We start from the raw sequence: 25,985 nt of genomic DNA, 5'->3' as shown, positions 1-25,985 counted from the left end.
CAGAGTTGGTTGTTAGTTCAGTGGCGGGATCTCGCCGGATCCCCTGGGGATCAATTCTGACGGGACGATGTAGGTTTTCGGGGCGCCGTCGTCTCCGTCGATTCTGGCGAGGATCCGTTCGGCGGCGAGTTTGCCGATGCGCTCGGGATGCTGGGCGATCACGGTGGTCCCGGGTTCCATCATGTCGGCCAGGGTGAAGTCGTCAAATCCGATCAGGGCAACGCTGTGGTGCAACCCGAGGGATCTCAGCGCGCGCATGGCACCGAAGGTGATCAGGTTCTGGCTGGAGAAGATCGCGGTGGGAGGGTTCTCCGAGGTGAGCAACTCGATCGCCGCCCGGAGGGCGGTCTCCTCGTCGTGGAGTCCGTTGCGCACCGGGATGGTCGAGGTCGCAATTCCTGCCCTGCCGATTTCCTCCAGGAACCCCGTGCGGCGTTTCGTTGCCGTCTGGATGTCTGTCCGGTCGCCGAGGTAGGCGAGTCTGGTGTGGCCGTGGCGGATGAGGTGCGCGGCCGCCTTTGAGGCGCCCACCTCATTGTCCGTGACCACCGCGTCGGCTTCGATGCCCACCGGCTCGCGGTCGATGAACACCATGGGCAGGGACCGTGAGTGCTCCGGGATGACGTATGCCTGGCTCCGGGCTATCGGGGTCAGGACAAGTCCGTCGACCCGGCGGCCCAGGAAAGCGGAAATCAGCTTCTTCTCCCGTTGCGGGTCGTCGTCCAGGCTCGAGGCGAAAACCGCAATCCCGCGCTCGGTCAATGCGTCTTCCAGCGCCCGGTGAATCTCTCCGCTGAAGGGGTTGGACACACTGGGAAGCAACAACCCGATGGACTGGGTCTTGCGACCGGACCGTTTCAAGCTGCCCGCGGTCATATCGAGGTGATACTGGAGCTGTTCCGTGGCCCTGAGGACCCGCTGGCGTGTTTCCTCCGAAACGCCGGATTCGTTGTTCACGACTCGCGAGACCGTCTTGATCCCTACTCCCGCGAGATCCGCGACGTTTTTCATCGTCGGAGGCCTCCGACCGGAAACGGATTGGTAACGATTAGACACCGTTGTCAACGTACTGCTCCTCATGTTCGATTAACACTTGACTCCCCAGTGTGAGCTTGGTTACATGATACATGACATCGTTGTCTGGCGCCGGAAAGGCGCCACAAACACAGGAGTTTCAATGTTGAGTTCCAAAGCCCCGAGGCCGGCCGCGACCCGCCTTCTTGCCGCCGGCGCAGTCCTGACCCTCGGCGCACTTAGCTTGACCGCCTGCGGAGGCAGTTCCTCCAGCTCTTCCTCCAGCGGAGGCGCCGCCGGAAAGATCGGCGTTTCGCTGATCGTGAAGACCACCTCCAACCCGTACTTCGTAGCGATGGAGGACGGCGCGAAGAAAGCAGCCGAAGGCGGCAATATTGACCTGAAGCTCGCTGCAGGCAAGTCCGACGGCGACGAGGACACCCAGATCCAGGCCATCGAGAACGCCATCTCCAAGGGCGACAAGGGCATCCTGATCACCCCGAACGGGCCCGCCGTCGTCGACGCGATCAAGAAGGCCCGCGACGCGGGGCTGTACGTGATCGCCCTCGACACCCCGCCGGACCCGGCAAGTGCCGTGGACATCACCTTCGCCACCGACAATTTCGCGGCCGGCAAGCAGATCGGCCAGTGGACAGCGGCGCAGCTGGACGGCAAGAAGGCCACCATTGCGCTGGTGGACCTGTTCAGCGACAAGGTTGTCTCCGTTGACTACAACCGCGACCAGGGATTCCTGACCGGTTTGGGCATCGACACCGCCGACAAGACGAAGAACGGTGACGAGGCCAAGACCGGCAAGTACACCGGCGGCAAGGGCGGGGACTACGAGATCGTCGGCAACCAGGCGTCCCAGGGCGCCGAAGACGGCGGCCGCACGGCGATGGAAACCCTGCTGTCGAAGAACCCGAACATCAACGTCGTCTACACGATTAACGAACCTGCCGCGGCAGGCGCCTATGAGGCCCTGAAGGCCGCCGGCAAGGACAAGGGCGTGCTGGTCGTCTCCATCGACGGCGGCTGCACCGGCGTGAACAACGTCAAGTCCGGCATCATCGGCGCCACTGCCCAGCAGTACCCGGTGAAGATGGCCCAGCTGGGCGTCCAGGCCATCCAGGACCTGGCCACCTCAGGCAAGAAGCCCACGGTCTCAGCGGGCCTGGACTTCTTCAACACCGGCTCCGCACTCGTCACGGACAAGGCAGTTTCCGGACTGCAGAGCATCGACACGACGGCTGCTTCTCAGATCTGCTGGGGCAAGTAACGCCTCCACTCTGCGGGGGGGCGCGCTAAAAGCGTCTCCCCGCAGCATACCCAGCACGACAAAAGTTATAGAACATTGAAGTTCAGGAGCTATTCAAGTGACCCAGCAACAGACCGCCGGCCCGCCGAGCGCCGGACATGCTGACCTGGCCGAGGAATTCCTCGACCGCCAGACCCCTCTCAGCAGAATCCGCAACATTCTCCACCGCTACCCGGCCCTCAGCCCCGCCATTGTCCTGCTGATCGCGGTGGTGGTCTTCGGGATCCTCAATGAGCGCTTCCTGCGGGTGGAGAACCTGTCTCTCATCACGCAGCAGGTCGCGGTGGTGGGCACCCTGGCGATCGCCCAGACCCTGATTATCCTGACCGCCGGCATCGACCTCTCGGTCGGGGCGGTCATGATCCTGTCCTCGATGGTGATCGCCCAGCTCGCAGTCAGTAACGGCATCCCCGGGCCGCTCGCCCTCATTGCAGGTCTCGCCGTCGGTCTGGCTGCCGGGGCGCTCAACGGCTTTCTGGTGACCAGATTCCGGCTCCCTCCGTTCATCGTCACCCTCGGAACGCTGAACATTTTCGTCGCCTTGACGCTGCTCTACTCCGGCGGCAGCACCGTCCGCGGATCCGCGATGCCGCCGGTGCTCACCTGGCTGGGAAGCACGTTCCCGATCGGACCCGTACGCATCTCCACCGGCGTCGTCATGATGATCCTGCTCTACGTCGTGGTCGCTTTCATCCTGGGCAAGACCGCCTGGGGACGGCACGTCTACGCCGTGGGCGATGACAAGGAAGCCGCGCGGTTGGCCGGCATTCCTGTGAGCCGCGTGCTGATGAGCGTCTACCTTGCCGCCGGGGCGGTGCTGGCAGTCGGTGCCTGGATCCAGATCGGCCGGACAAACGCCGCCAGCCCGAACGCCGGGGTCGACCTGAACCTGGACTCCATCACCGCCGTCGTGATCGGCGGAACCAGCCTCTTCGGAGGCCGCGGCTCTATCTGGGGTTCCCTGCTTGGCGCATTGATCGTCGGCATCTTCCGCAACGGCCTCTCACTCGCAGGCCTGGACGTCCTCTACCAGACTCTCGCCGTCGGCATTCTGATCATCGTTGCCGTGTCTATCGACCAGTGGATCCGAAAGGTCAAGTCATGACCATGACAGAATTTGCAGCCTCCCACACCGCCACCCGCGAACCCATCCTCAAGGCCAGGAACCTCGTCAAGACCTTCGGCCGCGTCGTCGGGCTCGACGGCGTGAGCCTGGACCTGTACCCGGGCGAAGTCCTGGCCGTCATCGGCGACAACGGCGCCGGCAAGTCCACGCTCATCAAGTGCCTCACCGGCGCCGAAATCCCCGACACCGGAGAGCTCTACGTATCGGGGCAGCAGGTGCACTTCAAACGACCGCAGGACGCGCGGGTCCACGGCATCGAAACGGTTTACCAGAACCTGGCCGTCTCCCCGGCCCTCGATGTCGCCTCGAACCTGTTCCTCGGCCGTGAAGAACGACTCCCGGGCCCCCTGGGGAGCGTGCTCCGGATGCTCGACACCAAAGGCATGCGCAGGAAGGCCAAGGAAGAGCTGACCCGTCTGGGCATCTCCACCCTGCAAGACGTCACAGTGCCGGTCGAAAACCTTTCCGGCGGCCAGCGCCAGGCCGTCGCCGTTGCCCGCGCGGCGGCGTTCGGGTCCAAGGTGGTGGTTCTTGACGAGCCCACCGCGGCCTTGGGCGTGCGCGAATCGAACCAGGTCCTCCAGCTCGTCCGCGACCTGCGCGACCGCGGCCTGCCGGTCATCTTGATCAGCCACAACATGCCGCACGTGTTCGATGTGGCCGACCGGATCCACATCCAGCGCCTGGGCAAGTGCGCGGCCACCATCACCCCGCAGTCCCACAGCATGACCGACGCCGTCGCCATCATGACAGGAGCCGCAAAGGCCTGACAGGCCCACCGGCACCTCCAGCTCCACCGGAGCCCCTTCTCCGTCCGCGGACCTGCCAACAGGTCCGCGGACGGATCCATACCGGGCTCCCACCAGTCAACCCGAAGAAAGAACCCCGATGCACAAGCCCCAACCGGACGGCTCCAACAACGAGCTGATAGACGTTGTCGTCATCGGCGAAGCCCTCATCGACATCGTCAACGGCCCCGAAGGATCCATCAGCTATCCGGGCGGGTCCCCGGCCAACGTCGCCTACGGCCTCGGCCGGCTCGGCGTCCGGACCGGGCTGCTCACGGCAATCGGCGACGACGAACACGGCACCGCCATCACCAACCACCTCCACAGCGCAGGCGTCGAGCTTCTTCCCGGATCCGCTTCTCTTGAACGGACGGCAACCGCCACCGCGACATTGGCTGCCGACGGCTCAGCCAGCTACGAGTTCGACATCGCCTGGCAGCTGGCACCTGTGGCGCCGGCCATGATCCCGAAAATTCTGCACACGGGCTCGATCGCTACGTTCCTGGCCCCGGGAGCCGGCACCGTCCGCACTCTTCTCGAGCAATGCCACCAGTCCTGCCTGGTCACTTACGACCCCAATATCCGCCCTGCTCTCCTTGGCAGCCACACCGAGGCAACGACGATCTTCGAGGACCTGCTTCCGCTCACGGACGTCGTCAAACTCAGCGACGAAGATGCACACTGGCTCTACCCCGGATGGTCCCCGGACGACGTCGCCGCCCACTTGCTGCAACATGGCGCGCGCCTGGCCGTCATCACCAAGGGCGCCGACGGTGCCCTGCTCGCCACACCCGGCGCCCGGTTCAGCATCCCGTCCGTGAAAACCGAAGTTGCCGACACCATCGGCGCGGGCGACTCCTACATGGCCGCACTCATCTTCGGAGTGCTGACCCGGGGCAACGAAGCGTTCGGACCGGCCGCACTCCAAAACATCGGACAAACAGCGTCAATAGCCGCCGCAATCACGGTGAGCCGGTCCGGAGCCAACCCGCCGACTTCCAATGAGCTTCTTACACGGCTGGCCGAGCCTCAACGGCCCTATGCCACCATCTAGTCCGGGTAGCCGTCTCCGCCAAACCACTCCCGCTGGGCGAACTTAGGAAGAGGCGCAGAGCAACTCGTCCTGCTGGAAGGCTCCAAGACCCCGATCTGAGGCCGCTCCACGGGACGACGAGGCGTACGCAGTCCACCGGCTCGATGTTCCAATATTGAGGCGACCGGGGCCGCTGGTTCGGATGATGGTCAGCAGGCGCAGGGAGCGCTTGTGGCCGCCGGCCAATAGGACGCGAAAAATCATCCGTTCCGCTACAAGCAGCCGTCCGGTCCAGACGGGGCCCCACTGCACGGTCACGCGGCTCCGGAGACATTGGACCCTGGTCCAGGTGGGTGTTCATGTCGAGGGTGAATCGTCCGTAGGGTTTGATATGAGTCCAGAACAACGGCGTCAGACCCCTGCGGTCTACTGGCTCGAGCAATCCATTGAACTACTCGGAAGCGCGGACGAAACGGGGCGGATGCGGTCGGGTGTTCTCCAGCGCGCTGCGGGTGTGCCAGACCGTGATTCCCTCGGCGCCGATTTGTCCGAGAGAATCCCCGACGTTGACGGTAGACCTTCCGGGAGGGTGGGGGACCCCCGATAGACCCTCCAGAATGACGGTGTCGTGGGTGCCGGTCAGCGTCAGGACGGCAGTTTGGGTGTCGAAGGTGACCGAACCTGCGAAGGGAGCGTAGATGCTTTGTCGGTCCTTTGCATGCACCTCGAAGGCAAGAGCGACGTTGATCGGTTCCAGTTCGCTTCCCGGGTAAGGCGGCCTTCACCGTAACGGGTCGGTAGGACCTGGGGGTCCACGCGGTCCCCGTCAATGAGGCGCTGTTCCTGACCTGGACCTTCCAGCCAGGAACCTTCGCTGAAGGAGTTGCTGTCCCAGCCCAGATTCACGGCCCGACCTCGTTGTCCCCTCCGCGCAACGACGATCGCTACCTTAGGTCGAGCCGACGCAGGCCCGCACCGATGGCCACCGCGGCCACACCCGATCGGGATTCCTGTGCCATTTTGACGAGGATGTTCTCCACGTGTGTTGTGACGGTGCGGATTGAAATGCCGAGTTCGGAGGCAATCTGCTGATTTGAGCGCCCCACCGTTATCCGATCGATGACTTCGGCTTCCCTCGTGGTCAGTCTGTACGGAAGTTCCATCGGTGTTTCAACGATCAGGGCAACGTCGCGGTGTCCTGACCATGCCGCGGCCGTGCGGGTGATTTCCAGGGCGACCGTGCCGTCGTCGGAGGCCCAGAGCCCTGAGACGGAAGCTGCGTCGCCTGCGAGAAAGCGGGCGACGAATTCGCGGAAATGCGGCTGAAAAACCACGCTGCTCATGTCCCGGGAGATGACGGGGCGGGGAGCGTCCTGTCCGTCGAAGAGGGCGGCTTTGCAGTCTTCCCGTACCCGGAGAGTGGGGTAGCCCGCCGTTTGACGTCTGCACAGTTCAGCGACGATCGGTGAGAGAGCGCCGATGAGGTCACGGGCGTCATCGTCGAAGTTATGGAAATGAGCGGCCGAGAGGTGGAGCATTCCGGCGTATTGGCCATCGTCGGAAATAAGGCACGTGCTCATCCCATCAGAAAAGCCTGCCGGTGCCAGTGCGGTCTGATATAGCCGGGTTTCCCGATAGTCGTACTTCAAGTCGTCAATGCGCAGCGGTCGATGCAGTTTCAATAGCTTCCGATGTGCCTTGGTTGCAGCGTAAGGGTCGCCCAAGGCGGCCAGGGTTTCCGCCTGGTAGCCATCGTTTGCCAAGACATCATGCCGGGCCTGGGCTGGGTTCCAGAAGAGCAACGCGGCGGCGTCATGTCTGGTTCCGTCGGCCAGGATGTGCAGGATCTGGTCAGCACCGTCAAGGTGATATTGCGCAGCACCGGCGGCGAAAGCCGCCTTGAGCAGAATCCGGGACTTTCCACTGACCATCAAGGCCTCCAAGACAGGAGGAACGTGTCCTCCGGGTATGCGGCTTAATTATACGGCGCCCGTTTCCGTGGCGGTCATGCCGGGTTTCCAGTACTTGACCGGCTTGCGGGATTTCCAGGCCTTCGGCCGCCGGGTTGCTTGGCAGTACGTACAAATACCGATACTGCCGGCGGGGCCGCATTCATAGGCTTGATTTCACAAAGCCGTAGCCTCGTATCGGTCGTGAAAGAGCACAAAGTGAAAGTATTGAGCCAAAACCCCGTGAAGCCATCATCACGTGCGGGCACACTTGCCCACTCGATCAGCGGATCCGGCCCGCCTCGTGCGCTAGCGAGGCAGGAACGAAGGAACTTAGAGATGGCCGCTCCTGAGCTTCACGGGCAGGCGGACCGGTTCACTGTCAGCCCTTCAGAGGGCATCTGCTTCACCATCACTTGCCGGGGTGCATCCAGTTTTGAGACGCAGCTGCTGCGTCTCAAAGGCGGCCGGCGTGAAGAAGCGAATCCGGATCTGGGAGGAACTGCGGTGCGCAGCAGTATCAATACACGATATGAACGCCGCCGGCATGGGATTTGCCGCCGCCCCTACTTGGAAGTGCCGGGCAGTGAAGATGTCTTCAGCGGAGCTGCTGGCGTTACCTTCGGGGCTTTCATACGCTCCGACGCGCCGACGGCCGCACAGCAAGCGGTTCTTACCGCGTGGGACACAAGCATGGGCGCGGGATTCGGAATATTCCTCCAGCAGGGAAAGCTGACGCTTTTGGCCGGCGACGGCGATGCGAGGATGGAGCTCAGCATCCCGGAGCCTCTCCAGCCGGGCATGTGGTACGAAGTGGCCGCGTCCTACGACCTCGCATCAGGTATCGGGGCCCTGGCTCAGAAACCATGCTCTACGGGCGTGGGGTCCCGCCGGTTAGCGGCCTCGAAAGCCCGCAAACCCCGGACGATGACGGGTCATTGCAGACTCGGTCAGCTGCCGCCCGCGCCGATCATGATCGGCGCCAGCGCCAAGCTCACTTCACACTGGACGGCTGCCGAGGAGTCCTTCAGGGGAACGCTTGAATCCCCCTACGCCATCGCGAACGCAACCAAAGCCTCGGATCTGCCGGGGCTGCACGCCCGGCGTCTGGACGCTCCTGCCCTACTTGCGGCATGGGATTTCTCCCAGGGGCTTTCCGACGACGGCACCCACCCCGATGAAGTGCCGGACATCACCGGTTCTTTTGACGCCCGCTGCGTGAATGCGCCTCTGAGGGCGGTCCAGGGACATCTTGGCAACGCGATCGAAAACTTCAGGACCGCGCCGGAAAGGTACGGCGCCATCCGCCTGCTGGACAGGCAGCCTGATGCGAAGAAATGGCAGTCGCAGATCACCCTCGCAATCCCGGAATCGCTGGAAAGCGGGTTCTATGCCGTGCGGATAAGCACCGCGAATACCGCGGAATATGTCCCGTTTGTCGTTTCGCCGCCGAGGCAACCGTCGTTGCAGAGGCCAGAGGCCAGAGGCCAGCGGGCACGAACCGCAACCGATTGAGTTCCGCCCACGAGGCGAAGACGCAAACATTGAGCACCCACCGACCGCTCATTCAATTCACCTAGATTCACTTACGGAATCCACGGGCCATGCCTAGGATTCTCCTGAGAGGCACAGATAGCCCATGAAAAACGAAAGTATTGCTACGTCGCCCAAGGACGCCGGAGTCAACGACGTCGAAGAGCAAAAACTAGAGGCGCTCGGCTACAAGCAAGAGCTCAACCGCACCATGACCTTGACCGATGTCGTCGTTTACGGCCTCATCTTCATGGTCCCGCTGGCCCCGGTGGCCGTGTTCGGTACCATCTTCAATTTCTCCCACGGCATGGCCGCGCTGGTTTACCTGGTTGCCGGAATTGCCATGTTCTTCAGCGCCGTCAGCTACAAGGAAATGGCCAAGGAGTACCCCGTTGCCGGGTCCGTGTACTCCTATGTCCGCCTGGGCACCACGAAGTTCGTGGGTTTCCTCTCGGGGTGGGCCATCCTCCTGGACTACCTGCTCCTGCCGGCGCTGCTGTTGATTCTCGCAGCGTCCGCTATGGCCGCGATCATGCCCGATGTTCCTGGCTGGATCTGGGTCATAGGTTTCATCGCGGTGGTGGCCTTTATCAATCTCCGCGGCATCGTTGTCACGGCCCGGATGAACATGATCTTCTTGATCATTCAGGGCGCCGCGTTCATCGTGTTCGTCGGCGGGGCCTTGGTCGCGATCGCCCAGGGGCGGGCCCAGTTCAGCTTTGCCCCGTTCTACCAACCTGAATTCTTCTCCTGGGACCTCGTTTTCACCGCCATTCCGGTCGCTGCCCTGAGCTATATCGGCTTCGACGCCATTTCGACGCTCAACGAGGAAGCCAAGGGCGGCGGAAAAGCCGTGTCGAAAGCGACCATGATCGTCCTTTGGCTTGTCATCGCCTTGTTCGTTGCACAGGTCTATTTCGCGGCCCTGTTTGTCCCCAACAACGCGCCATTCGCCGACGGTGACGCGGTGAACAACGCCTTCTACTACATCAGCGAAACCGTAGTGGCCCCCTGGTTCAAGATCGTCTTCACCCTGATCACAGCCATGATCGCATTGTTCGCCAACGTCCTGGTTTCCCATGCCACGACGTCGAAGATGATCTTCGCAATGGCCCGCGACGGCCAGCTGCCCCGCCGTCTGGCCGTCGTGAGTAAAAAGCACCAGGTCCCGACCGCGGCCATGATCGTAGTGACAATCCTCACCGCTATCATCGGAGTGCTGGGCGTGGGACAGATCGACGTCATCGTCACCATGGTCACCTTCGGCGCCCTCACGGCCTACATCCTGCTGCACATCAGCGTGATCAACCACTTCGGCGTACGTCAGTCCAGCAGGAAGTACTTCATCCACTGGATCTCTCCCGTGCTCGGCATTGCCGTGCTCGGATACGCCCTCTACAGCACCAACATACTGGCGAAAATCATCGGAATCTCATGGTTGGCCATCGGCACCATCGTCGCGTTGATGCTCAAACGGTCCGGCCGCACGCTTGAAACGGAAGACGGCCTCTAAATCCCCGCGAGACCATCCCCGCAGCCGACGCCGCCCTGGCATAAGGATCACCGGTTCTGACTCTTAAGCCAGAGCCTGTGATCGGGGACGGCCCGCGGAGACCGGTTCAGAGCGGCCGATCCGCGGCTGGGTCAGCGGGAGGGTCTCCGGATACATCAATATCCGTGAAACTGCCACGGCCGGGCCACCACCTAAACCAGTTCCATGAGCGACCCGGCCGGTACGCACAACTACCGATACCTCCACAGCCGGCCCGGTCATACCGTGGAACTTATAGCCAACAAACGCCTGGACACGGTCAACGCAAGCGGGCTGTCTCCCTGCCAGCCAGCCCGTTGCACCACCGGCACCACATCAAAACGAAAGCGAGACCCTTACATGAATCCGCGGACCAGCCCACAGCCTGGCTACTCCCACCGTGGCCGAACCGGGGCGAAGTGATGCGTACCAGCGCGGACCGCTCATCCGAGCTCATGAGCATTTTCGAAGAACGTTTCTCATCCCGGATACGCCGCGACTTTACAGATGACGTAACAGCCGCCTACGACCGCAGCCCACTGGGCCCCCACGACGACAAGACAGCCCGCGTCGTGCGGGCACTCGGGAATGCCTCCGCCAACGGCAAGGAGATCATCCTGAACCTTGGCCCCAACGGACCATGGGGCATCGGCAGGATCACCCTCGGGGCACCAGGAAATCTCCTCCTCCTGCCGGGAACATTCCACAGTTACGAAGACGCGCTGCGCCGAGTGTTCTCGCTGCGCCACAAGAATTTTTTGGAGAGCTAAACAAAATGACCGCAGCACCCAAACCGGAAACCCGGCCCCAACCCAAAATCTTCGGCTACACCGACCGCTTCGCCGCGCGCCCCGGAGAGAGCCTCTCTTTCCACGTCAGCTGCGAAGGACCCTCCACCTACCAGGCCTCGCTGGTCCGGCTACGCCACGGATTCACCGGCGAAGCCGGACCGGGATTCCTCGAAACACCGGTTCCCTCAGAAATCGATGGTGAAAAAAAGGGGACGACATACGCTTGCCAGCCAGGATCCTACGTCGAGATACCCGACCCATCCTCGCTGCTGACCAGCCCGGACGGACTGCTCATCCAGGCCAAGGTATACCCCACCCTGCCCCTGAGCTCCCGCTCCGGGAACTTCGGCGCCTACCACGTCACCCGGAACTCGTTCGGAGGCGCAAGCGACCGGCAAGTCATCCTAGGAAACTGGGCAGAGGAATCCTCTAGCGGGTACGCGCTCGTCCTGGATGCCGGGCGACCCACCTTCATCTGGAGCGAACAAGGGGCCGTAAGGTCCGTATCACTGGACAGCCCGTTGGAGGGCCACCACTGGTACACGCTCCACGTCGAAGTCGATACGACGGCCGGCCGCATCCGCCTCATCCAAGCTCCCCTTTCCAACATCATGAACCGGTACACAGACCAGGCGCTGCCCCTGGAGCCCGAAGAAAAAGTCGTGGCCGCCCGACCATCCACGCCCGCAGTCGCGGCCGCTCCCTTCCGCATTGGTGCCGGCGCACGGCTGGACGGGGAACGATGGCTCGCGGCCAACGGCTTCAACGGCAAGGTCGGCGGTGTCTCGATTCAACGCTCCACCCCGGGCACGACCGACACGGTCGCTGACTGGCACTTCGGGCGCAGCCGCCGCGAGGACGGACTGCTCCTGTGGGACGTACTCGACCAATCCACAAACCAGCTCCACGGCAGGTGCCACAACGCACCTACCCGCGCCGTCGCAGGCCATTCGTTCACAGGTCTCGTCGACGACTTCCGGCTGGTTCCCGATGAATACGATGCGATCCACTTCCACGATGACGACATCACCGACGCCGGCTGGCCGGCCGCATTCACCCTGGGCGTTCCTTCGGACCTGCCCAGCGGAGTGTATGCGGCCAAACTCACCGCGGACGGAGCAGAGCAGTACCTTCCCTTCTTCGTCGGGGCAGGCCAAAAGAAAAACGACGTGGCCGTGCTCTTCTCCACTGCCACGTACCTGGCCTACGCCAACGACCGGATTGCCTTCGAAGCAGACGGCGCCGAAATCATCGTTGCCCGCACCCCCATTCTCGACCGCGAAGACCTCACGCTCCAGGACCATCCCGAATTCGGACGCTCCTGCTATGAGATCCACAACGACGGGTCCGGCGTCGTCTTCGGCAGCGTCCGCAAACCCATCCTGACCTTGCAGCCCAAACACCGTGCATGGTTCCAGGCAGAAGGTGTCTGGGGGCTTCCGGCGGACTTGTGCATCGTGCACTGGCTCGAAGTCGAGGACTGCGACTTCGATGCCATCACCGATGAGGACCTCGACCGCGAAGGCTACGACCTGCTCCGCGACTACCAGGTGGTCATCACCGGTAGCCATCCCGAGTATGTGACGCGCAACGAGCTCAGCGCGCTGGAGGAGTTCACATCCACCGGGGGCAGGCTCATGTACCTGGGCGGTAACGGTTTCTACGCCACCGTCTCCTTCGACCCCGAACAACCACATTTGATGGAACTCCGACGCTCCGACGGCGGCACCCGCCCTCACCAATCCCCGTATGGAGACAAGCGCCATGCCACCTCCGGCGAACTTGCCGGGATCTGGAGGAACAAGGGCATGCCACCCCAGAAACTCGCCGGAGTGGGATTCGCCGCCCAGGGCTTTGACCGCTGCACCTACTATGAACGACTTGAGGACAGCCACTCACCGGCCGCCGGGTTCATCTTCCAGGGAATCGGCGAAGACGAACGCATAGGCGAGTTCGGCATAATGGGCGGCGGAGCCGCAGGCGCCGAGGTCGACTGCTACCAGCCCGGACTCGGTTCACCTCCGGGCGCCCTCGTACTCGCCACCTCCGGGCCCTTTTCCGACGCGTACCTTCTGGCCGCAGAAGAAGTCTACGAATCCATTCCCGGGATCGGAGCCACAGAGCAACCCGGCGTCCGTTCCGACATCGTATACTGCGCACTGGACGGCGGAGGCGGCTTCTTCTCCGTCGGCTCCATCGCCTACACCGCGGCACTGTCCCACAACGACTACGACAACAACGTCGCTAAGATAACCGGCAACGTCCTCAGGCGCTTCCGCCGGACCGAACCGCTCCAGGAAGTCCTCAGCGAAAGCTCATTCGAGTCAGCTGGGAGCTGATTCTCGATCCAAAAGCCGGATCGACGCGCAACCAGTCCGGCCACTTCGAGAAAGCACCTGCCGAGTATTAGTGCAGAGGGCGGCCCATCTTCAAGATGGCCCGCCCTCCTGTCTCACAGGGCCCGTCCCTCGCCACCACGACCAAATCTTCAGCGTCCAAATCAAAGACGACTTACGAAGGGCAAATCAGGACCTCTCATGATCACCACGATCGAGCTTGACCGCTACTTCCACATCACCGGGCTCTCCCGGGCGGAAATCGAAGATGGCATCAACACAGCTGTCGAGACGGCCCGCGTCCACTCGATGAGGGAGGGGTGGCAGGGCATTCTCGTGACACGGCACGAACGCGGGCTATGCACAGTGAACCTAAGTGGCGACGTCCCTTATGGAGTAACGATGGAACGGGATCTTTGCAGCAGCACCGGAACTTTCCCAGGTAGGGGCACCGAAGCCGCCTTCCCGCCTGCGAATTAACCGCCATTCTCAACAACAGTCACAAATCCACATCATTCCGCGAAAATTAGAGCATTGCCGTCGCGGCGGTCGCCTGGTCGACGAGACGTCTCGCATCCCTAGGGTTTTGAGCCGGAGAGGTTAGAAGACACGTCAAGTCGGACTTGGAGAAGGGCCCAGCCGCTGCAAGGCACCTGGATCCGACGCCGGTCGCCCGTCTGCACAAGGGCGCCTGTTATGGTCAGTAACGCTAAGCTTCTGCCTTGTTACCCGATCTCCCCGATGTGTGATGAAGCAGGTCGTGGGGTGGGTTCTTATTCGTTGTGTAGAGGATGTGGGACGTGCCCGGCAATGACGCTGATGCCACCGATTCTGATCCGTGGCTTCAAAGACTTCACCCAATTCCCGGCGTGGCGATCCGGAGCCTGCAAGTCGGCCGACGACGGTAGCAGACGCTGTTGAGCGGCTGGGCAAGGGTCCGGTCGAGTGGGCCTGCCAGGTCGGGTACGCGATGACTGAGAGGATTATTGCCGAGATCCCCGACTTTGGTGGCGGTCCAGAGCAGTTCGAGTCGCTGCGGATGGGCCCGGAGTCCTCAGTTATCCGCTCGTTGATCTGGATTAGCAGCAAGGGCGAGGGACTCCCTGCCATCACGGAGGAAGCGCTGCGTGGTGACGTTGATTTTGTTCGCCGCGGGATCTCCTTGGATAAGGTCTTGCGGGGTGTCCGTCTGGGTCACGCCCAGATGACCAAGGCCTTTCTCGATTCTTGCCGGGAACTGGTCCCCGAAGCAGAGCGCGTCGACCAGATGCAGATTATTTCGGAGAGCTTGTTCCGCTATATTGACGATTTTTCCGGCGAGATGGCCGCAACATATCTGGCCGAGCGGGAACGGTGGACCGTCAGCGCAGCCGCCGCAAGGGCTGAAATCATCCGTCAGGTGCTGGACGGCAGTCGCACGGATCGGGTTAAGGCGAGCCGGGAACTGGGCTATGACCTCTCGCGACAGCACGTGGCCCTGACGCTTTGGTTTGACCCGGTGCGCAACAGCGCCGACACCCCAGAACTGGAAGCCAGCGCTTTGGATGCCCTCGCCCGAATGGGCGCTACAAAAACACTGGTCATGCCGGTTGGTGGCGGCAGGGTGTGGGCATGGGGCAGCCGTAGCAGTTTTCCCGCGCGGCCGAACGCCGGTGATTACCGGCCAGCCAAACCCGATGTTCGCATGGCAGTTGGAACACCCGGGGCAGACATTGCCGGATTCCAGCGGTCCCACAAGGAAGCCCAGGCCGCTGAGCGAACGTCGAGGCTTCGCCGCAACACCTCAGGATGGGATGCCTACTACTCTGACATTGCGATTGCCAGCCTCTTATCGGCTGACTTGGATTTGACCAGGGACCTGGTGGTGCGGGAGCTGGGGCCACTTGCCCGGGACAACAACAACGCCGCCGACCTTCGTTCCACTTTGCTGTGCTACTTGCAGGAGGAAAGTTCCTCGCATGCTGCCGCCCAGCGTCTTTTCGTCTCCCGCAATACGGTGGCATACCGGGTGAAGCGCCCGAATGAATTGCTGGGGTACGACGTCGCTGAACGCCGGTTTGAACTTCAGACAGCTCTGGTCCTGGCGGATACCTTCGGTTCGCAAGTACTGGTGCCTTAGGGAAGGTAAGAGGTCGGTGCAGACGGAAGGAGGGCAGGGCCGTTTTGGCCCTGCCCCTCCTACGTTGAGATTGCTGGCTCTAGATTAGGGGGGTGACTTGTTCCTTCACCCCGAGCAGCGCCCGTCCGTAAGCTTCACTGGCGATGGATGGGTTGACGACCGCGTGCCGGGAGCCGGTCTCGAGGTCACGCCACTTTTGCTGCAGCGGACTGGCTTCTGCGAAGGAACCGGCGCCCTGGACGTTCAGGAGGAGGTCCATGGCCTCTCGGGAGCGGGTTGCGACGGTTCCTACATCCATCCTCACCCGTGCTCGGGTTTCGAAGTTGAGGTATTCGGTTCCCTTGGCTGCCGTGTCGATGTCTGCTGCGGCCCGGAGCGGCCTCTGAAACCAGCAGTATCCTGACAACCGCGGAGACAAGTCCGCCCGCTACGGGTTCAGGCGCACCATGGTCGCCAATTGGCGCGAACTGACTCCTGGGGACACCGTGGTACTCATTGCGCGTAACAAGGACTGCATCGAGGGCACCATCGACGCCGTCACAAAAGACGGGGCATTCCTTTGGCTTCGCCAGGAGGGCTTCCGGCCCAGATGCGTTTTCTACCACTCAGATGGATACAAAGCCTCGTGGACCCGCGGTCGGCATAAGCCGCGCCGAGGGCCACAATCCTATTGCTACAGAGGAGTGAAGACCACTTGGAATTCCAATCCGTGACCATCGTCAGTGGCAAAGCCGTTCCACTCAGACGCGACAACGTTGATACGGACCAGATCATCCCAGCCGTCTACATGAAGCGCATCACCCGAACCGGGTTCGAAGACGGCCTCTTCGCCGGCTGGCGGCGCGACCCAAACTTCGTGCTCAACCGCCCGGAACACTCAGGGGCAAACATCCTGATCGCAGGCCCCGACTTCGGAACAGGTTCCTCCCGGGAACACGCCGTGTGGGCGCTCATGGACTACGGCTTCCGAGCGGTCATCTCACCACGCTTCGCCGACATCTTCCGAGGCAACGCAGCGAAGTCGGGTCTTTTGGCGATTCAAGTGGACCCGCAACAGATTGAGCAGCTCTGGCAACAAGTGGAGTCCCACCCTGAGGTTGCACTGAGCATCGACCTAGACGCTCAAACAATAAACGCTAGTGGCCTGGACCTCGAGTTCAACATCGACGCCGATACGAAGCGGAGACTACTCAATGGCCTGGACGACATCGCTCTGACCCTGCAAGACCAGGAACTGATTACGGCCTTTGAAAGAACCAGACCCGCCTGGCTACCAACCACCATCTCCATTTAGGCGGACCAGGAAGGCCACTCGGGCTTCCACAGATCCCGCGGCATATATAGCCCCACACTCTTGGGCCGGGAGGCGTGCAATCGGTCGCAACACGAAACCTGAAAGTCAGGCGCCGCCTCCCGGGCCAAATCACCTTCCAATGACAGGTTGCTAGGTTAAGGTCCCGCTGGCTCCGGATATCGGAGGCCTGTACCTTGCCGGATCCACAGCGTCCGCGCAATCCGGGCCTGTCCGAAACCCTTCGGATACGAGGCATATCGAGGTCGCATGACGGTCTCGAGAAGGATCGGCGGAACTCTGCGAGTCGGCGATTCCCATAACTATGTGTCGAAACCTTGCGGTTGAATCTCGGTACGAACCATTAGTTACGAGACATCCTGAGATGGTCGTGACGAAGTCGATCGGATGCGCGAGAATGCCGAGCCGAGCTCGTGCGATGGCACGGTGGGCGTCAACGTGCGCCACACGTTTTCCCCACGGAAACGATGAAAAACGATGAGATATCGTCGACCTTGCGCGGCACAGAAAAGGCCTAGATTCCGCGGATTTTCAAGACGACACCAGTCGATGGCAGACAACGAAAGATGCCGTCCCATGAGAAGAGGTCGGGAGTTCGGATCACCTCACCTCAAGTTTTCGTTGGTACTGGTTTGGTACCATGGGGTATGGCCATGAATCTGCGTGTTCCCGAAGACCTCGACCGGCGTCTCGATGAGCTTGCCGCCGAGGAACACACGTCCAAGTCCGCGTTACTGCTCCAGGGGGCCGAGCTAGTCCTGCAACGGCACGGCCGCCGCCGCGAGATCAATGAGGGTCTGGATTTCGTGATGAGCCATGACGCGGAGCTGCTTAAACGCCTCGAGGATGCATGAGTTCGTCCCTCGAAATCGAGGACGCACTGCAGGTGATCGAGCGATACGGGTTCCACATCCGTGACATCGGACTGCTCGCTTCCGCGCTGGCGCGCCCCGCAACGACGGTCATGGGCACGGAAGCCTATCCTCAACTGGCCATCAAGGCGGCAGCCCTGCTCGAATCCGTGGCCAGGTTTCATCCGCTCATCGACGGCAACAAACGCACGGCCTGGACGCTGATGGTCCTGCTGCTTTGGATCAACGGCTATCGGCACAACTTCAGCACCGAGGAGGGATTTGACCTGGTATTGGGCGTGGCCGCCGGTGATATTAATTTGCAGCGCAGCGCTATTCTGATCGAGAAACACCTGATTCGGCGGTAGGCCCGTGGAGAGGTGTCCCCACCTCGGGCACAGTGTTTCCGCAGGTCAGCGAGCTTTTTGCCCTCTGACTGTGCACAAATCTTCTTTTATGGGCCCTTTCGGGGACCTTTTCGATGGCCGGCGCCCGGTTGTACTCCGTTCCTTGGACGAGCGGCGGTTCAGGGTTACTCAAAACTTCATGGTGTCCTCACCGCGCGGCTGCATGACGTTTGCTGGCGATCGGGGCGGCGGCGCTGGACGGCAGGTTTCTCTTTCGTAAGACACAGACACGAGGACACCGGAGGCTGAAGCGACCCCGTGACTGGCCGTCTGAGAGGGACCCTGGAAGGGACTCTCTCAAAGCGTAGGGTTGGCTTCGGGTGGAAGACATGGACAATCGAGCGGAAGTACGCGAATTCCTGATTGCGCGGTGCGTCCAAGTCTCTCCGGTGCAGGTGGGATTGCCTGCAGGGACGAGGCGTGTAGACGGTTCGCGACGTAGCGAGGTTGCGGCGAACGGGCTGGTTTTCACCCAGGTCCCGGCCGTCAGCGGGAACACGATCCGCGTCACCGCCGGAGAATCACCCACCGTCGTCGACAGTCCCGATCCGCGGCCGTTCGAGGTCGAGGTCGTGTCCTTCGCGAGGGCCGTGAGGATGGTCTCGGCGTCAGGCGCTGCGGAGCTCGGTCACATCGGTGTGCTGGGCGACGTCGGCCCTGGCAGCACGGGCGGCATCTGCGAACCGGAGTGTCCTTTCGACGACTGCCTCGAACCGGACCCATTTCGCTTCGACCACCGCGGGCCCGATGGCGGTGGGGTCGCAGCGTTCCCACCAGGGGGGTGACATCGTCCCAGTTCAGCACGAACGCACGCAAAGACATCGCTCCCGGAACCGGGGCCGGTACGGCTTGCTGGCGCTTCCTGCCTATTCCCTTGTTCTCGACCCGGAAATGGGCCAAAGCGTCTTGCGCACCAGACGGCGAAGCAGCCGGCGATTGTCAGGATGGCGACGGACGACCCATCCGGGGGTTTCGACGGCACGACGCGGCTCTTTGCCTCGCTTTTGCCCTTCACTTCAGCGGTGGAGGCTTTCCGAGGGCAATTCCCCGAAGGCTCGAAGGTACGCGGATGAGAAACGGCTCAGATGTGAAAATCCGGCTTCGATGGCGATCGAGGTTACGCTCTCGCTTCCTGGCTCCGCGGCCAGCAGCAACTCCCGCGCGCGTGTCAGCCGAGTCCTCCGTAGCAGTTCGGACGGCGTCTCTCCCAGCTCGGAGCGCACGACCGCTTGTAAGGTCCGGATTGAGACCCCGAGCGAAAACGCGATATCAGAGACTGACAGTTCTTCCGCAGAATGACGTTCGAGAAGCGCGTTGAACCGCCGCGTCAGCCGCCCGCGATCATCTGCATTTCCACCTGGAGCTGGCCCGAGGGGCTTGATTGTGGCCATGAGCAGTCTGGAGAGCATCGTTTCGGCCAGCAGCCGGTGAAGATGGTCGGGGACCTCTGCATGCTCCGCTGCCATCGCATCCTGCAGTTCTACCACCGCCCTCAAAAACGCGCGACCCTGAATTCCTTTCAGATCCATGGAGAGTCCGAGATCCAGATCTGTTCCGCTGTCCTGGCCGAATAGCCGGTCAGCGACGTCTGCCAGAGTTTGATGTTGAACATACACGATGAGATGTGGGGCACCGCGGTCCCAAGTCATGGTGAACGGACGCTCCAGCGGAGGGATCGTTGCCAGTGCAGGGCTCGATTCGACTATGGACGAACGCACCTGCAAGCGCGCACGGCCCCCCAATGGAATCTGTACTAAAAAGAAGTCATCCAGCGCTTGCGCGTCGATCTGGACCTCGGTTCCGTAGTCCAGGAATTCGATGCCCACGCCGCCTCTGCGGACCGAGCGTAGTTTCATGTCCACAGATTGGTGGAAGCCAATCGGACTGATCCTGTGATCACCAAAAAGCTCAGCGATGGTCTCCTGAGCATTTCCAACATCCGAAGTCGTAACCGTCGGCCGGCCCTTGAGCACATCGCGTGCAAGAATCCTGCTCACTTGCAACCTTCTTTTCCGGGTCTCCTCTCATGCCTACCTGCGGCGCAGCCCGGCTTGGATGAACTCTGCACAGGCTCCGAGACCAACTAAGTACAAGTATGACCCACGCCATGACAACGTGATCCACATTTCTCGCTCCTTGAAGATTGGCCGGTGTCCTGATTGGAGCGATGAACCGCTACTGCCAACCGGGCATCCTCGTGCGCAGGCTCAGGGCGAAGGCCCGCACTACGCGTATGGAACCGGCCCCGCTTGCGCCTAGTGGATAGTGGACGCGCATTGTGGATAGCGCCCATATGTCCCGCGTCACTACGTTGGCAATACCTACACCGCTCAGTGAATACATGGGCAAACTTATTAAGGAAGATATATGACACAACGCGAGGCCTTGCCTCCTGCACCAGTTATCACTAAGGATGGCGTGATTCCTTCCTCGACATCTGTACCTCGACGCACTCTGCGGTCCATCGACATATTCTTCCTCGTCGTCGCGGCCGCCGCCCCACTGGCTGGAGTTGTCGGCAACGGAGCGCTAGGAGTCCTGCTAGGCAACGGGGCGGGCATGCCGAGCTCCTACCTGATCGCAGGGCTAATTCTTGTACTCTTCTCGGTGGGTTTCGTGCGGATGAGCCCGCATGTCCGCGGTGGGGGAGCATTCTACGTCTACGTGCGGCGTGGCCTTGGGGCAACGGCAGGGTTGGCCGCAGCGTTTGTGGCTATCGTCGTTTACACGGTGATGGTCGTGGGCAGTGCAGCAGGATTCGGTTTTTTTGCCAATGTATTTTTCGCAGACAATCTTAGAATAGATATTCCGTGGTACGTATGGTCTGGATTCGCATTATTGCTCGTCGCAGTCGTGGGCTATCGCGAGATCTCTATGGGTGCGCGCGTCCTGGCAGTCTTCCTCACCTTAGAGGTGCTCACCTTGATTGCATTGATTGTAGGCGTCCTCGTGCACGGCGGCAGCTCGGGAATCACTACAGAGTCGTTTATGCCACCGACAGTACTTAGCGGGTCGGTGGGAATCGGTTTGATGTTCGCATTTGCATCATTTCTCGGATTCGAATCAGCTGGAATATACAGTGAAGAGGCTCTCAACGGGCAGCGAACTGTTCGTCGCGCTCTCATTGCCGCGGTGATCTTCATCGCTATTTTCTACACAATCGCAATGTGGAGTGTAGTCATCGCATTCGGTGCCGATGGGATCGTCGCCGCGGCTGCCGAGAATCCTGGCACCCTTGTTTTCCGAGCCTTTGCGAAGTTCACTAATCCAGTTCTCACGACGGCCGTCCAAGGCCTAATGGTTACGAGTGCGCTCGCAGCCACTATCGCCCTTCACAACGCTGCTTCACGGTATCTGTTTGCACTAGCACGCGAAGGTATGATTCACCGGAAACTGGGTCAAATCCATCGCCGGCTGAACTCACCACACGTCGCCAGTCTTGCGGTGACAGGGGTGACAGTTACGCTTCTTGCACTCTTCGCAATCGGCAACGCAGATCCACTGCTCACGGTTCTTTCAAGCACGTTCGGACTGGCCACACTCGGGATCATTTTGCTACAGGCTGGGACCTCAGTCTCGGTCGTCGTCTACTTCTCCCGTCAAAAGGCGGAGCCGGGCGGTCTGCTCTGGACATTGGTCATTGCTTCAATCGCCGCAGTATCCCTCCTCGCTGTGGCCGGGCTCGTTGTTGCCAACTACTCCATACTCACAGGCGACCTGGGGGTGTTAAACCTTGCACCATGGCTGCTCCTGATAGCCGCGATTGCCGGCCTTGTAGTCGTGCGACTACGACCCAAATCGAACACCGAGGCAGCAGCATGATTTGGTCGGGTCATCCCCATGAACTGGGGTCGCCGAATTGTGAGTCACCGATCACATTGGGAGAACTTGAATGATTGCGACACCCGAGGGCGCACGCCCTCCGAAGGAGCGCATTAAACCGGGTACGGTGCGAGCTCCCGAACCCACAGCAGCCCAGATAATGCCGCTTGCTCCTTACATGGCCGTAGGACTGTCTACGGTCGTGCACGGGATCGGCGAGCGCAGACATATTGGGCGGAATCTGGCAATTATTGAGGACGCGATCCACGCCGCTGTCTCGACCGTCGGCATAAACATGCCCGTCAAATTCATCGCGTTGGCGGAGGGCGCCTTGACCGGCTTTACGGACGAGATCTTCGACATTCCGCATGTGACCGCAGCGCGTGAACTGTTCATTGATATCCCAGGGCCGGAAACTGAGCGGCTTTCCGCCCTTGCGCGCCATTACAAGACGTATATTGCAGTGCAGTGCAAGGCACGCTGGCCGGAGGTGATGCCCGATAGATTCTTCAACAACATGATTGTAATCTCGCCGGACGGTGAGATCGTTCATCGCGCGGCCAAGAACCATCTATGGTGCCGTGAGCGCTCTTGTACCCCTCACGATATCTACGATCGGTGGGTCGAACTATTTGGCAGTGGTATCGATGCCTTCTATCCGGTTCTCCGGACTCCGGACATCGGCAACATCGGCACGATCTGTTGTAGTGATGGCGAATATCCCGAGGCTGTCCGAGCGTTGGCCTTCAACGGCGCGGAGGTCGTCTATCGACCCAGCGAGGCGGTACCCATGACTCAAACCGGCCCCGATGCCGGAGGCACCTGGCTGTTGCAGAATCGTGCCCACGGCCACTTTAACAGCCTGTACATGATCTGTCCGAATGTTGGCCCGGTCTATGCGCACCCCGCAATGGAGCATCCATTCGACATCGGCGGCGGGAACTCCCACATCATTGACTATCAAGGCAACGTGGTCGCTCGTACCTCCTCCGGAAACAACACGCTCGTCGCCGGGATTGTCGACGTAGAGGCGCTGCGCCAGTTCCGTGTCATGAACCTCAATTCCAACTGGATGAAAGATCTGCGTACGGAGATTTTCCAACAGATGTACGAAATGCCAATTCACCCCGCAAATCTTTGGCTTAAGCAGGAGCCGGCGCAACACGCCGAGGTCGATGAGGTCTACCGCGACAATATCCGTCGCCTGATCGAACGTGGCGCGTTCACGCCTCCGGCCAACTCCTTCGAGGGCGCGCGCTATATGCCTACGAGCCACGAACCCGCCGCGTCAGCCTGGGCGACGGCACGCAAGCTCTGGGTTGAGTGAAACGTTGGAATGACCGCGGCGACAATCTGGAACGTTTCGTAATGGACACTGAGGTGCTCGCCGGCGTTCGTCATCAACCAGGCATCTTCCGCGACGGCGACGTGTGATCATGCCACCATCAAAGGAATCTGTTATGTCGACCCTTCCGCATATTGGACATCCCGATCTGTCGGACAAAGTTTGTCTCGTCACCGGCGCCGGCGGAGGCATCGGGGCCAGCGCATCACTCTATCTGGCCGATTGTGGCGCGACAGTGATCTTGGCGGATCGTAACCTTGCCGCGACATCGGTCATCGCTAAGCAGATTGTCGAGCGAGGTCGCGCGGCATCCGCGATCTTGCTTGACGTAACGGTCGACAGCGACGTCGCTGCCGCCGTCGAATCTATTGAGAGGGAACACGGGGCGCTTCACCTAGCGTTCAATAATGCGGGCGTCGACGGGCCAGCGGTTTTGTTACATGAACAGGATCCGAATGAAGTCAACCGCATCCTTGACGTGAACTTTTTTGGGGTCTATCGATCGATGAGGCACGAAATCCCCGCCATGCTCCGCGCCGGCGGGGGTGTCATTCTCAACACCGCATCGGTGGGTGGCATAATTGCGGCGCCGGGAATCGGTCCCTATTGTGCGAGTAAGCACGCTGTCATTGGCTTGACCAAGTCAGCAGCCGCAGACTATGGGCGACTCGGCATCCGTGTAAACGCGCTTGCTCCTGGAGCTGTTCGGACGAACCTCCTCACCGACTGGTTGAACGAGGAGGGCGCCCTCGAAAAGATGGCTGGGCTGACTCCTCAGGGTCGCATTGCCGAACCTGAGGAGATGGCAGCCATTGTGGGCTGGATGCTGTCGGACGCGTCGCTCTTTATGACTGGCTCCGTTGTCACGGCGGACGGCGGGTTTACGGCAGTGTGAGCGCCCTAGTGAGTGTCGGATCCGTCCAGGCATGGGAGCAACTGGGACAGTGGTGTCGCGCCGCCAAAGCGTCAGGAAGTCGACGACCGGATTAAGGACTGTGGGACTAAGGGCACGACCTACCGAGGGGAGGCTTCGGACTGCCGGTCAGGCTGGATCATCGGGATGTGGCGAAAGCGACCGTGGGGTAGTTTCACTATTACAACACCACCCGGCGGCACGGCAATCAGCCGGTGAAACCTCCTGACGAGTCCGAGCAGCACTTCTAAGCTCCAAGATAGACGCTTTGTCAGACGACCAGGCCCCAGTAGGAAACGGCCCGGACCCGGTACGGTTCAGATTCCCCGGCCATGAATGCGGAGATTGAAAGGGACACAATATTGAAAGCGAGAACGACATGAGTCAGACAAAAACCGCAGGACGTGTCATCGTGACGGGCGGTGCTTCAGGTATCGGTTTGGCTGTCGCAAAGGCATTCCTCGAAAGCGGCGCCCAGGTCGGTATCGTTGACAAGGTGTTTGATGACGCCCTCGCCGGATATGGCAATCGCGTGCACACCAGGGTGGCAGACGTCTCCGACGAAACGGAGATTGCCGGGGCCATCAACGAACTGAGCACCGCAATGGGGGGCGTCGACACGGTCGTGGCCAGTGCCGGCATTGACGGGGAATTGGGCACTAGCATCGGTGACGTCACTACCGCCGACTTTCGTCGTGTTCTTGAGGTGAACGTGCTCGGCGTGTTCCACGCTGTCAAGCACTCTCTGCCGCACATGGTTGAGGAAGAGCACGCATCCGTGACGATTATCGGGTCGGATTCGGGATTCGTCTCTGCCCCAGGCATGCTTGCCTACAACGCCTCGAAAGGTGCCCTGGTGCAACTGACCAGGGCTCTATCTTTCGAGCTTTACGCCCAACACGGCATCAGGGTCAACAGTGTGTGCCCGTCGATCGTTGACACTCCCATGGCACGTCGCGGTCTGGGCGTCGAAAGCTTCGAGGATGTGCCATACCCCGTCAACACAGCGGAGGATGTGGCCCGAAGCGTATTGTTCCTCTCTTCCCATCAGTCACGAGCGATCAACGGGGTGAACCTGCTGTCCGATTTTGGATTCTCCGCCCGATCCTCTTTTCCGGCATGAGAGGACGTGGATCAGTATCCGTCAAACCGCCCTGAGCGGCGAATCCCACTCCGGCGAGCTTCTGCGGTGGCATGCCCTTGTTCCTCCAGATCCCGGCAAGTTCGCCGGAGGTGGCATGGCGCTTGTCTCCATACGGGGATTGGTGGGGGGCGGGTGCCGCAGTCCGAGCGTCGGAGTTCCATCAGATGTCGTTGTTCGGGGTCGAAGGAGATGGTGGCGTAGAAACCGCTGAGCTCGTTGCGCGTCACATGCTCGGGATGGCTGCCGGTGATGACCACCTGGTAGTCGCGGAGCAGGTCGTAGCCTTCGCGGTCGAGGTCCTCATCGGTGATGGCATCGAAGTCGCAGTCCTCGACTTCGAGCCAGTGCACGATGCACAAGTCCGCCGGAAGCCCCCAGACACCTTCTGCCTGGAACCATGCACCGTGTTTGGGCTGCAGGGTCAGGATGGGTTTGCGGACGCTGCCGAAGACGACGCCGGACCCGTCGTTGTGGATCTCATAGCAGGAGCGTCCGGATTCGGGATGGTCCTCTGCTTCGAAGGCAATCCGGTCGTTGGCGTACGCCAGATACGTGGCGGTGGAGAACAACACCGCGACGTCGTTTTTCTCGTCCAGCCAGCCGGCGTCGGCTGGACCGTCCTGTGGGCCCGACCGTTCTCCGGTCAGACCCAC

The 25,985-nt window shown here is 61.2% G+C and carries 23 protein-coding genes; 18 read left to right on the top strand and 5 right to left on the bottom strand.

Annotated elements, in window-relative coordinates; all coding sequences use genetic code 11:
- Nucleotides 1-12: 12 nt before the first annotated feature.
- Nucleotides 13-1,011: a LacI family DNA-binding transcriptional regulator gene (locus ABD742_RS12770; RefSeq protein ID WP_234750544.1), complete on the bottom strand. Its 999-nt coding sequence runs from the start codon at nucleotides 1,009-1,011 to the stop codon at nucleotides 13-15.
- A 166-nt stretch (nucleotides 1,012-1,177) separates the two neighbouring features.
- Here ABD742_RS12770 and ABD742_RS12765 point away from each other — a divergent pair, with 166 nt between their 5' ends.
- From ABD742_RS12765 to ABD742_RS12750, 4 genes are all read left to right on the top strand, one after another.
- The gene (locus ABD742_RS12765) at nucleotides 1,178-2,293 is read left to right on the top strand and encodes a substrate-binding domain-containing protein (protein WP_234750545.1); all 1,116 of its coding nucleotides are present in this window, start codon (nucleotides 1,178-1,180) and stop codon (nucleotides 2,291-2,293) included.
- Nucleotides 2,294-2,390: 97 nt separating this feature from the next.
- Nucleotides 2,391-3,437: an ABC transporter permease gene (locus ABD742_RS12760; RefSeq protein WP_234750546.1), complete on the top strand. Its 1,047-nt coding sequence runs from the start codon at nucleotides 2,391-2,393 to the stop codon at nucleotides 3,435-3,437.
- Entirely contained in the window at nucleotides 3,434-4,228 is a 795-nt protein-coding gene (locus ABD742_RS12755) for an ATP-binding cassette domain-containing protein (RefSeq protein WP_234750547.1), read from the top strand. The genes ABD742_RS12760 and ABD742_RS12755 overlap by 4 nt, the downstream gene beginning before the upstream one ends.
- A 118-nt stretch (nucleotides 4,229-4,346) precedes the next feature.
- Nucleotides 4,347-5,300 (top strand): carbohydrate kinase family protein, encoded by a 954-nt coding sequence (locus tag ABD742_RS12750; RefSeq protein ID WP_234750548.1) that lies wholly within the window; start codon nucleotides 4,347-4,349, stop codon nucleotides 5,298-5,300.
- A gap of 923 nt (nucleotides 5,301-6,223) precedes the next feature.
- Here ABD742_RS12750 and ABD742_RS12745 read toward each other — a convergent pair.
- The gene (locus tag ABD742_RS12745; protein ID WP_234750550.1) at nucleotides 6,224-7,210 is read right to left on the bottom strand and encodes a response regulator transcription factor; all 987 of its coding nucleotides are present in this window, start codon (nucleotides 7,208-7,210) and stop codon (nucleotides 6,224-6,226) included.
- Nucleotides 7,211-7,567: 357 nt separating this feature from the next.
- Here ABD742_RS12745 and ABD742_RS12740 point away from each other — a divergent pair, with 357 nt between their 5' ends.
- The 6 genes from ABD742_RS12740 to ABD742_RS12715 all read left to right on the top strand — a co-directional run bounded on the left by ABD742_RS12740 (nucleotide 7,568) and on the right by ABD742_RS12715 (nucleotide 15,538).
- Nucleotides 7,568-8,743: a LamG domain-containing protein gene (locus tag ABD742_RS12740; protein ID WP_234750551.1), complete on the top strand. Its 1,176-nt coding sequence runs from the start codon at nucleotides 7,568-7,570 to the stop codon at nucleotides 8,741-8,743.
- Between the two features lie 124 nt (nucleotides 8,744-8,867).
- Complete coding sequence (locus ABD742_RS12735; protein ID WP_234750552.1) at nucleotides 8,868-10,274, top strand: APC family permease; 1,407 nt, start codon at nucleotides 8,868-8,870, stop codon at nucleotides 10,272-10,274.
- Between the two features lie 440 nt (nucleotides 10,275-10,714).
- Nucleotides 10,715-11,062 carry a N,N-dimethylformamidase alpha subunit family protein gene (locus ABD742_RS12730; protein WP_234750553.1) on the top strand — a complete coding sequence of 116 codons (348 nt, stop codon included), beginning with the start codon at nucleotides 10,715-10,717 and terminating at the stop codon, nucleotides 11,060-11,062.
- A 5-nt stretch (nucleotides 11,063-11,067) separates the two neighbouring features.
- On the top strand, nucleotides 11,068-13,422 hold the full coding sequence (locus ABD742_RS12725) for a N,N-dimethylformamidase beta subunit family domain-containing protein (RefSeq protein ID WP_234750554.1): 2,355 nt from the start codon (nucleotides 11,068-11,070) through the stop codon (nucleotides 13,420-13,422).
- A gap of 198 nt (nucleotides 13,423-13,620) precedes the next feature.
- Nucleotides 13,621-13,899 (top strand): hypothetical protein, encoded by a 279-nt coding sequence (locus ABD742_RS12720; RefSeq protein WP_234750555.1) that lies wholly within the window; start codon nucleotides 13,621-13,623, stop codon nucleotides 13,897-13,899.
- A gap of 490 nt (nucleotides 13,900-14,389) precedes the next feature.
- Entirely contained in the window at nucleotides 14,390-15,538 is a 1,149-nt protein-coding gene (locus ABD742_RS12715; RefSeq protein WP_234750556.1) for a PucR family transcriptional regulator, read from the top strand.
- 79 nt (nucleotides 15,539-15,617) lie between these two features.
- On the opposite strand, the gene ABD742_RS12710 is transcribed toward ABD742_RS12715, so the two are convergent.
- Entirely contained in the window at nucleotides 15,618-15,944 is a 327-nt protein-coding gene (locus ABD742_RS12710) for an acyl-CoA dehydrogenase family protein (RefSeq protein ID WP_234750557.1), read from the bottom strand.
- Nucleotides 15,945-16,247: 303 nt separating this feature from the next.
- On the opposite strand from ABD742_RS12710, the gene leuD reads away from it, so the two are divergent.
- The 4 genes from leuD (at nucleotide 16,248) to ABD742_RS24345 (ending at nucleotide 18,893) form a co-directional block, all read left to right on the top strand.
- On the top strand, nucleotides 16,248-16,832 hold the full coding sequence (leuD, locus tag ABD742_RS12705) for a 3-isopropylmalate dehydratase small subunit (protein WP_344788111.1): 585 nt from the start codon (nucleotides 16,248-16,250) through the stop codon (nucleotides 16,830-16,832).
- Between the two features lie 671 nt (nucleotides 16,833-17,503).
- The gene (locus tag ABD742_RS12700) at nucleotides 17,504-17,704 is read left to right on the top strand and encodes a ribbon-helix-helix protein, CopG family (RefSeq protein WP_133202525.1); all 201 of its coding nucleotides are present in this window, start codon (nucleotides 17,504-17,506) and stop codon (nucleotides 17,702-17,704) included.
- On the top strand, nucleotides 17,701-18,069 hold the full coding sequence (locus tag ABD742_RS12695) for a type II toxin-antitoxin system death-on-curing family toxin (RefSeq protein WP_234750559.1): 369 nt from the start codon (nucleotides 17,701-17,703) through the stop codon (nucleotides 18,067-18,069). The genes ABD742_RS12700 and ABD742_RS12695 overlap by 4 nt, the downstream gene beginning before the upstream one ends.
- A gap of 368 nt (nucleotides 18,070-18,437) precedes the next feature.
- On the top strand, nucleotides 18,438-18,893 hold the full coding sequence (locus tag ABD742_RS24345) for a hypothetical protein (protein ID WP_372460911.1): 456 nt from the start codon (nucleotides 18,438-18,440) through the stop codon (nucleotides 18,891-18,893).
- 231 nt (nucleotides 18,894-19,124) lie between these two features.
- Here ABD742_RS24345 and ABD742_RS12685 read toward each other — a convergent pair whose 3' ends face one another.
- Nucleotides 19,125-20,105 carry an AraC family transcriptional regulator gene (locus ABD742_RS12685; protein WP_234750560.1) on the bottom strand — a complete coding sequence of 327 codons (981 nt, stop codon included), beginning with the start codon at nucleotides 20,103-20,105 and terminating at the stop codon, nucleotides 19,125-19,127.
- Between the two features lie 370 nt (nucleotides 20,106-20,475).
- Here ABD742_RS12685 and ABD742_RS12680 point away from each other — a divergent pair, with 370 nt between their 5' ends.
- The 4 genes from ABD742_RS12680 (at nucleotide 20,476) to ABD742_RS12665 (ending at nucleotide 25,311) form a co-directional block, all read left to right on the top strand.
- Nucleotides 20,476-21,930: an APC family permease gene (locus ABD742_RS12680; RefSeq protein WP_234750561.1), complete on the top strand. Its 1,455-nt coding sequence runs from the start codon at nucleotides 20,476-20,478 to the stop codon at nucleotides 21,928-21,930.
- A gap of 70 nt (nucleotides 21,931-22,000) precedes the next feature.
- Nucleotides 22,001-23,257 (top strand): nitrilase-related carbon-nitrogen hydrolase, encoded by a 1,257-nt coding sequence (locus ABD742_RS12675; protein ID WP_234750562.1) that lies wholly within the window; start codon nucleotides 22,001-22,003, stop codon nucleotides 23,255-23,257.
- 133 nt (nucleotides 23,258-23,390) lie between these two features.
- A complete protein-coding gene (locus ABD742_RS12670; RefSeq protein WP_234750563.1) occupies nucleotides 23,391-24,170 on the top strand; it encodes an SDR family NAD(P)-dependent oxidoreductase in 780 nt (259 codons plus the stop codon).
- Nucleotides 24,171-24,567: 397 nt separating this feature from the next.
- Nucleotides 24,568-25,311 (top strand): SDR family NAD(P)-dependent oxidoreductase, encoded by a 744-nt coding sequence (locus ABD742_RS12665; protein WP_234750564.1) that lies wholly within the window; start codon nucleotides 24,568-24,570, stop codon nucleotides 25,309-25,311.
- A gap of 11 nt (nucleotides 25,312-25,322) precedes the next feature.
- On the opposite strand, the gene ABD742_RS12660 is transcribed toward ABD742_RS12665, so the two are convergent.
- Nucleotides 25,323-25,985 (bottom strand): N,N-dimethylformamidase beta subunit family domain-containing protein, encoded by a 663-nt coding sequence (locus ABD742_RS12660; protein ID WP_234750565.1) that lies wholly within the window; start codon nucleotides 25,983-25,985, stop codon nucleotides 25,323-25,325.

This window comes from Arthrobacter ramosus, from assembly GCF_039535095.1.
GTDB classification, from domain to species: Bacteria; Actinomycetota; Actinomycetes; order Actinomycetales; family Micrococcaceae; genus Arthrobacter; species Arthrobacter ramosus.
Note: the sequence above shows the minus strand (reverse complement) of the source record. Positions and strands in the feature narration are given on the sequence as shown.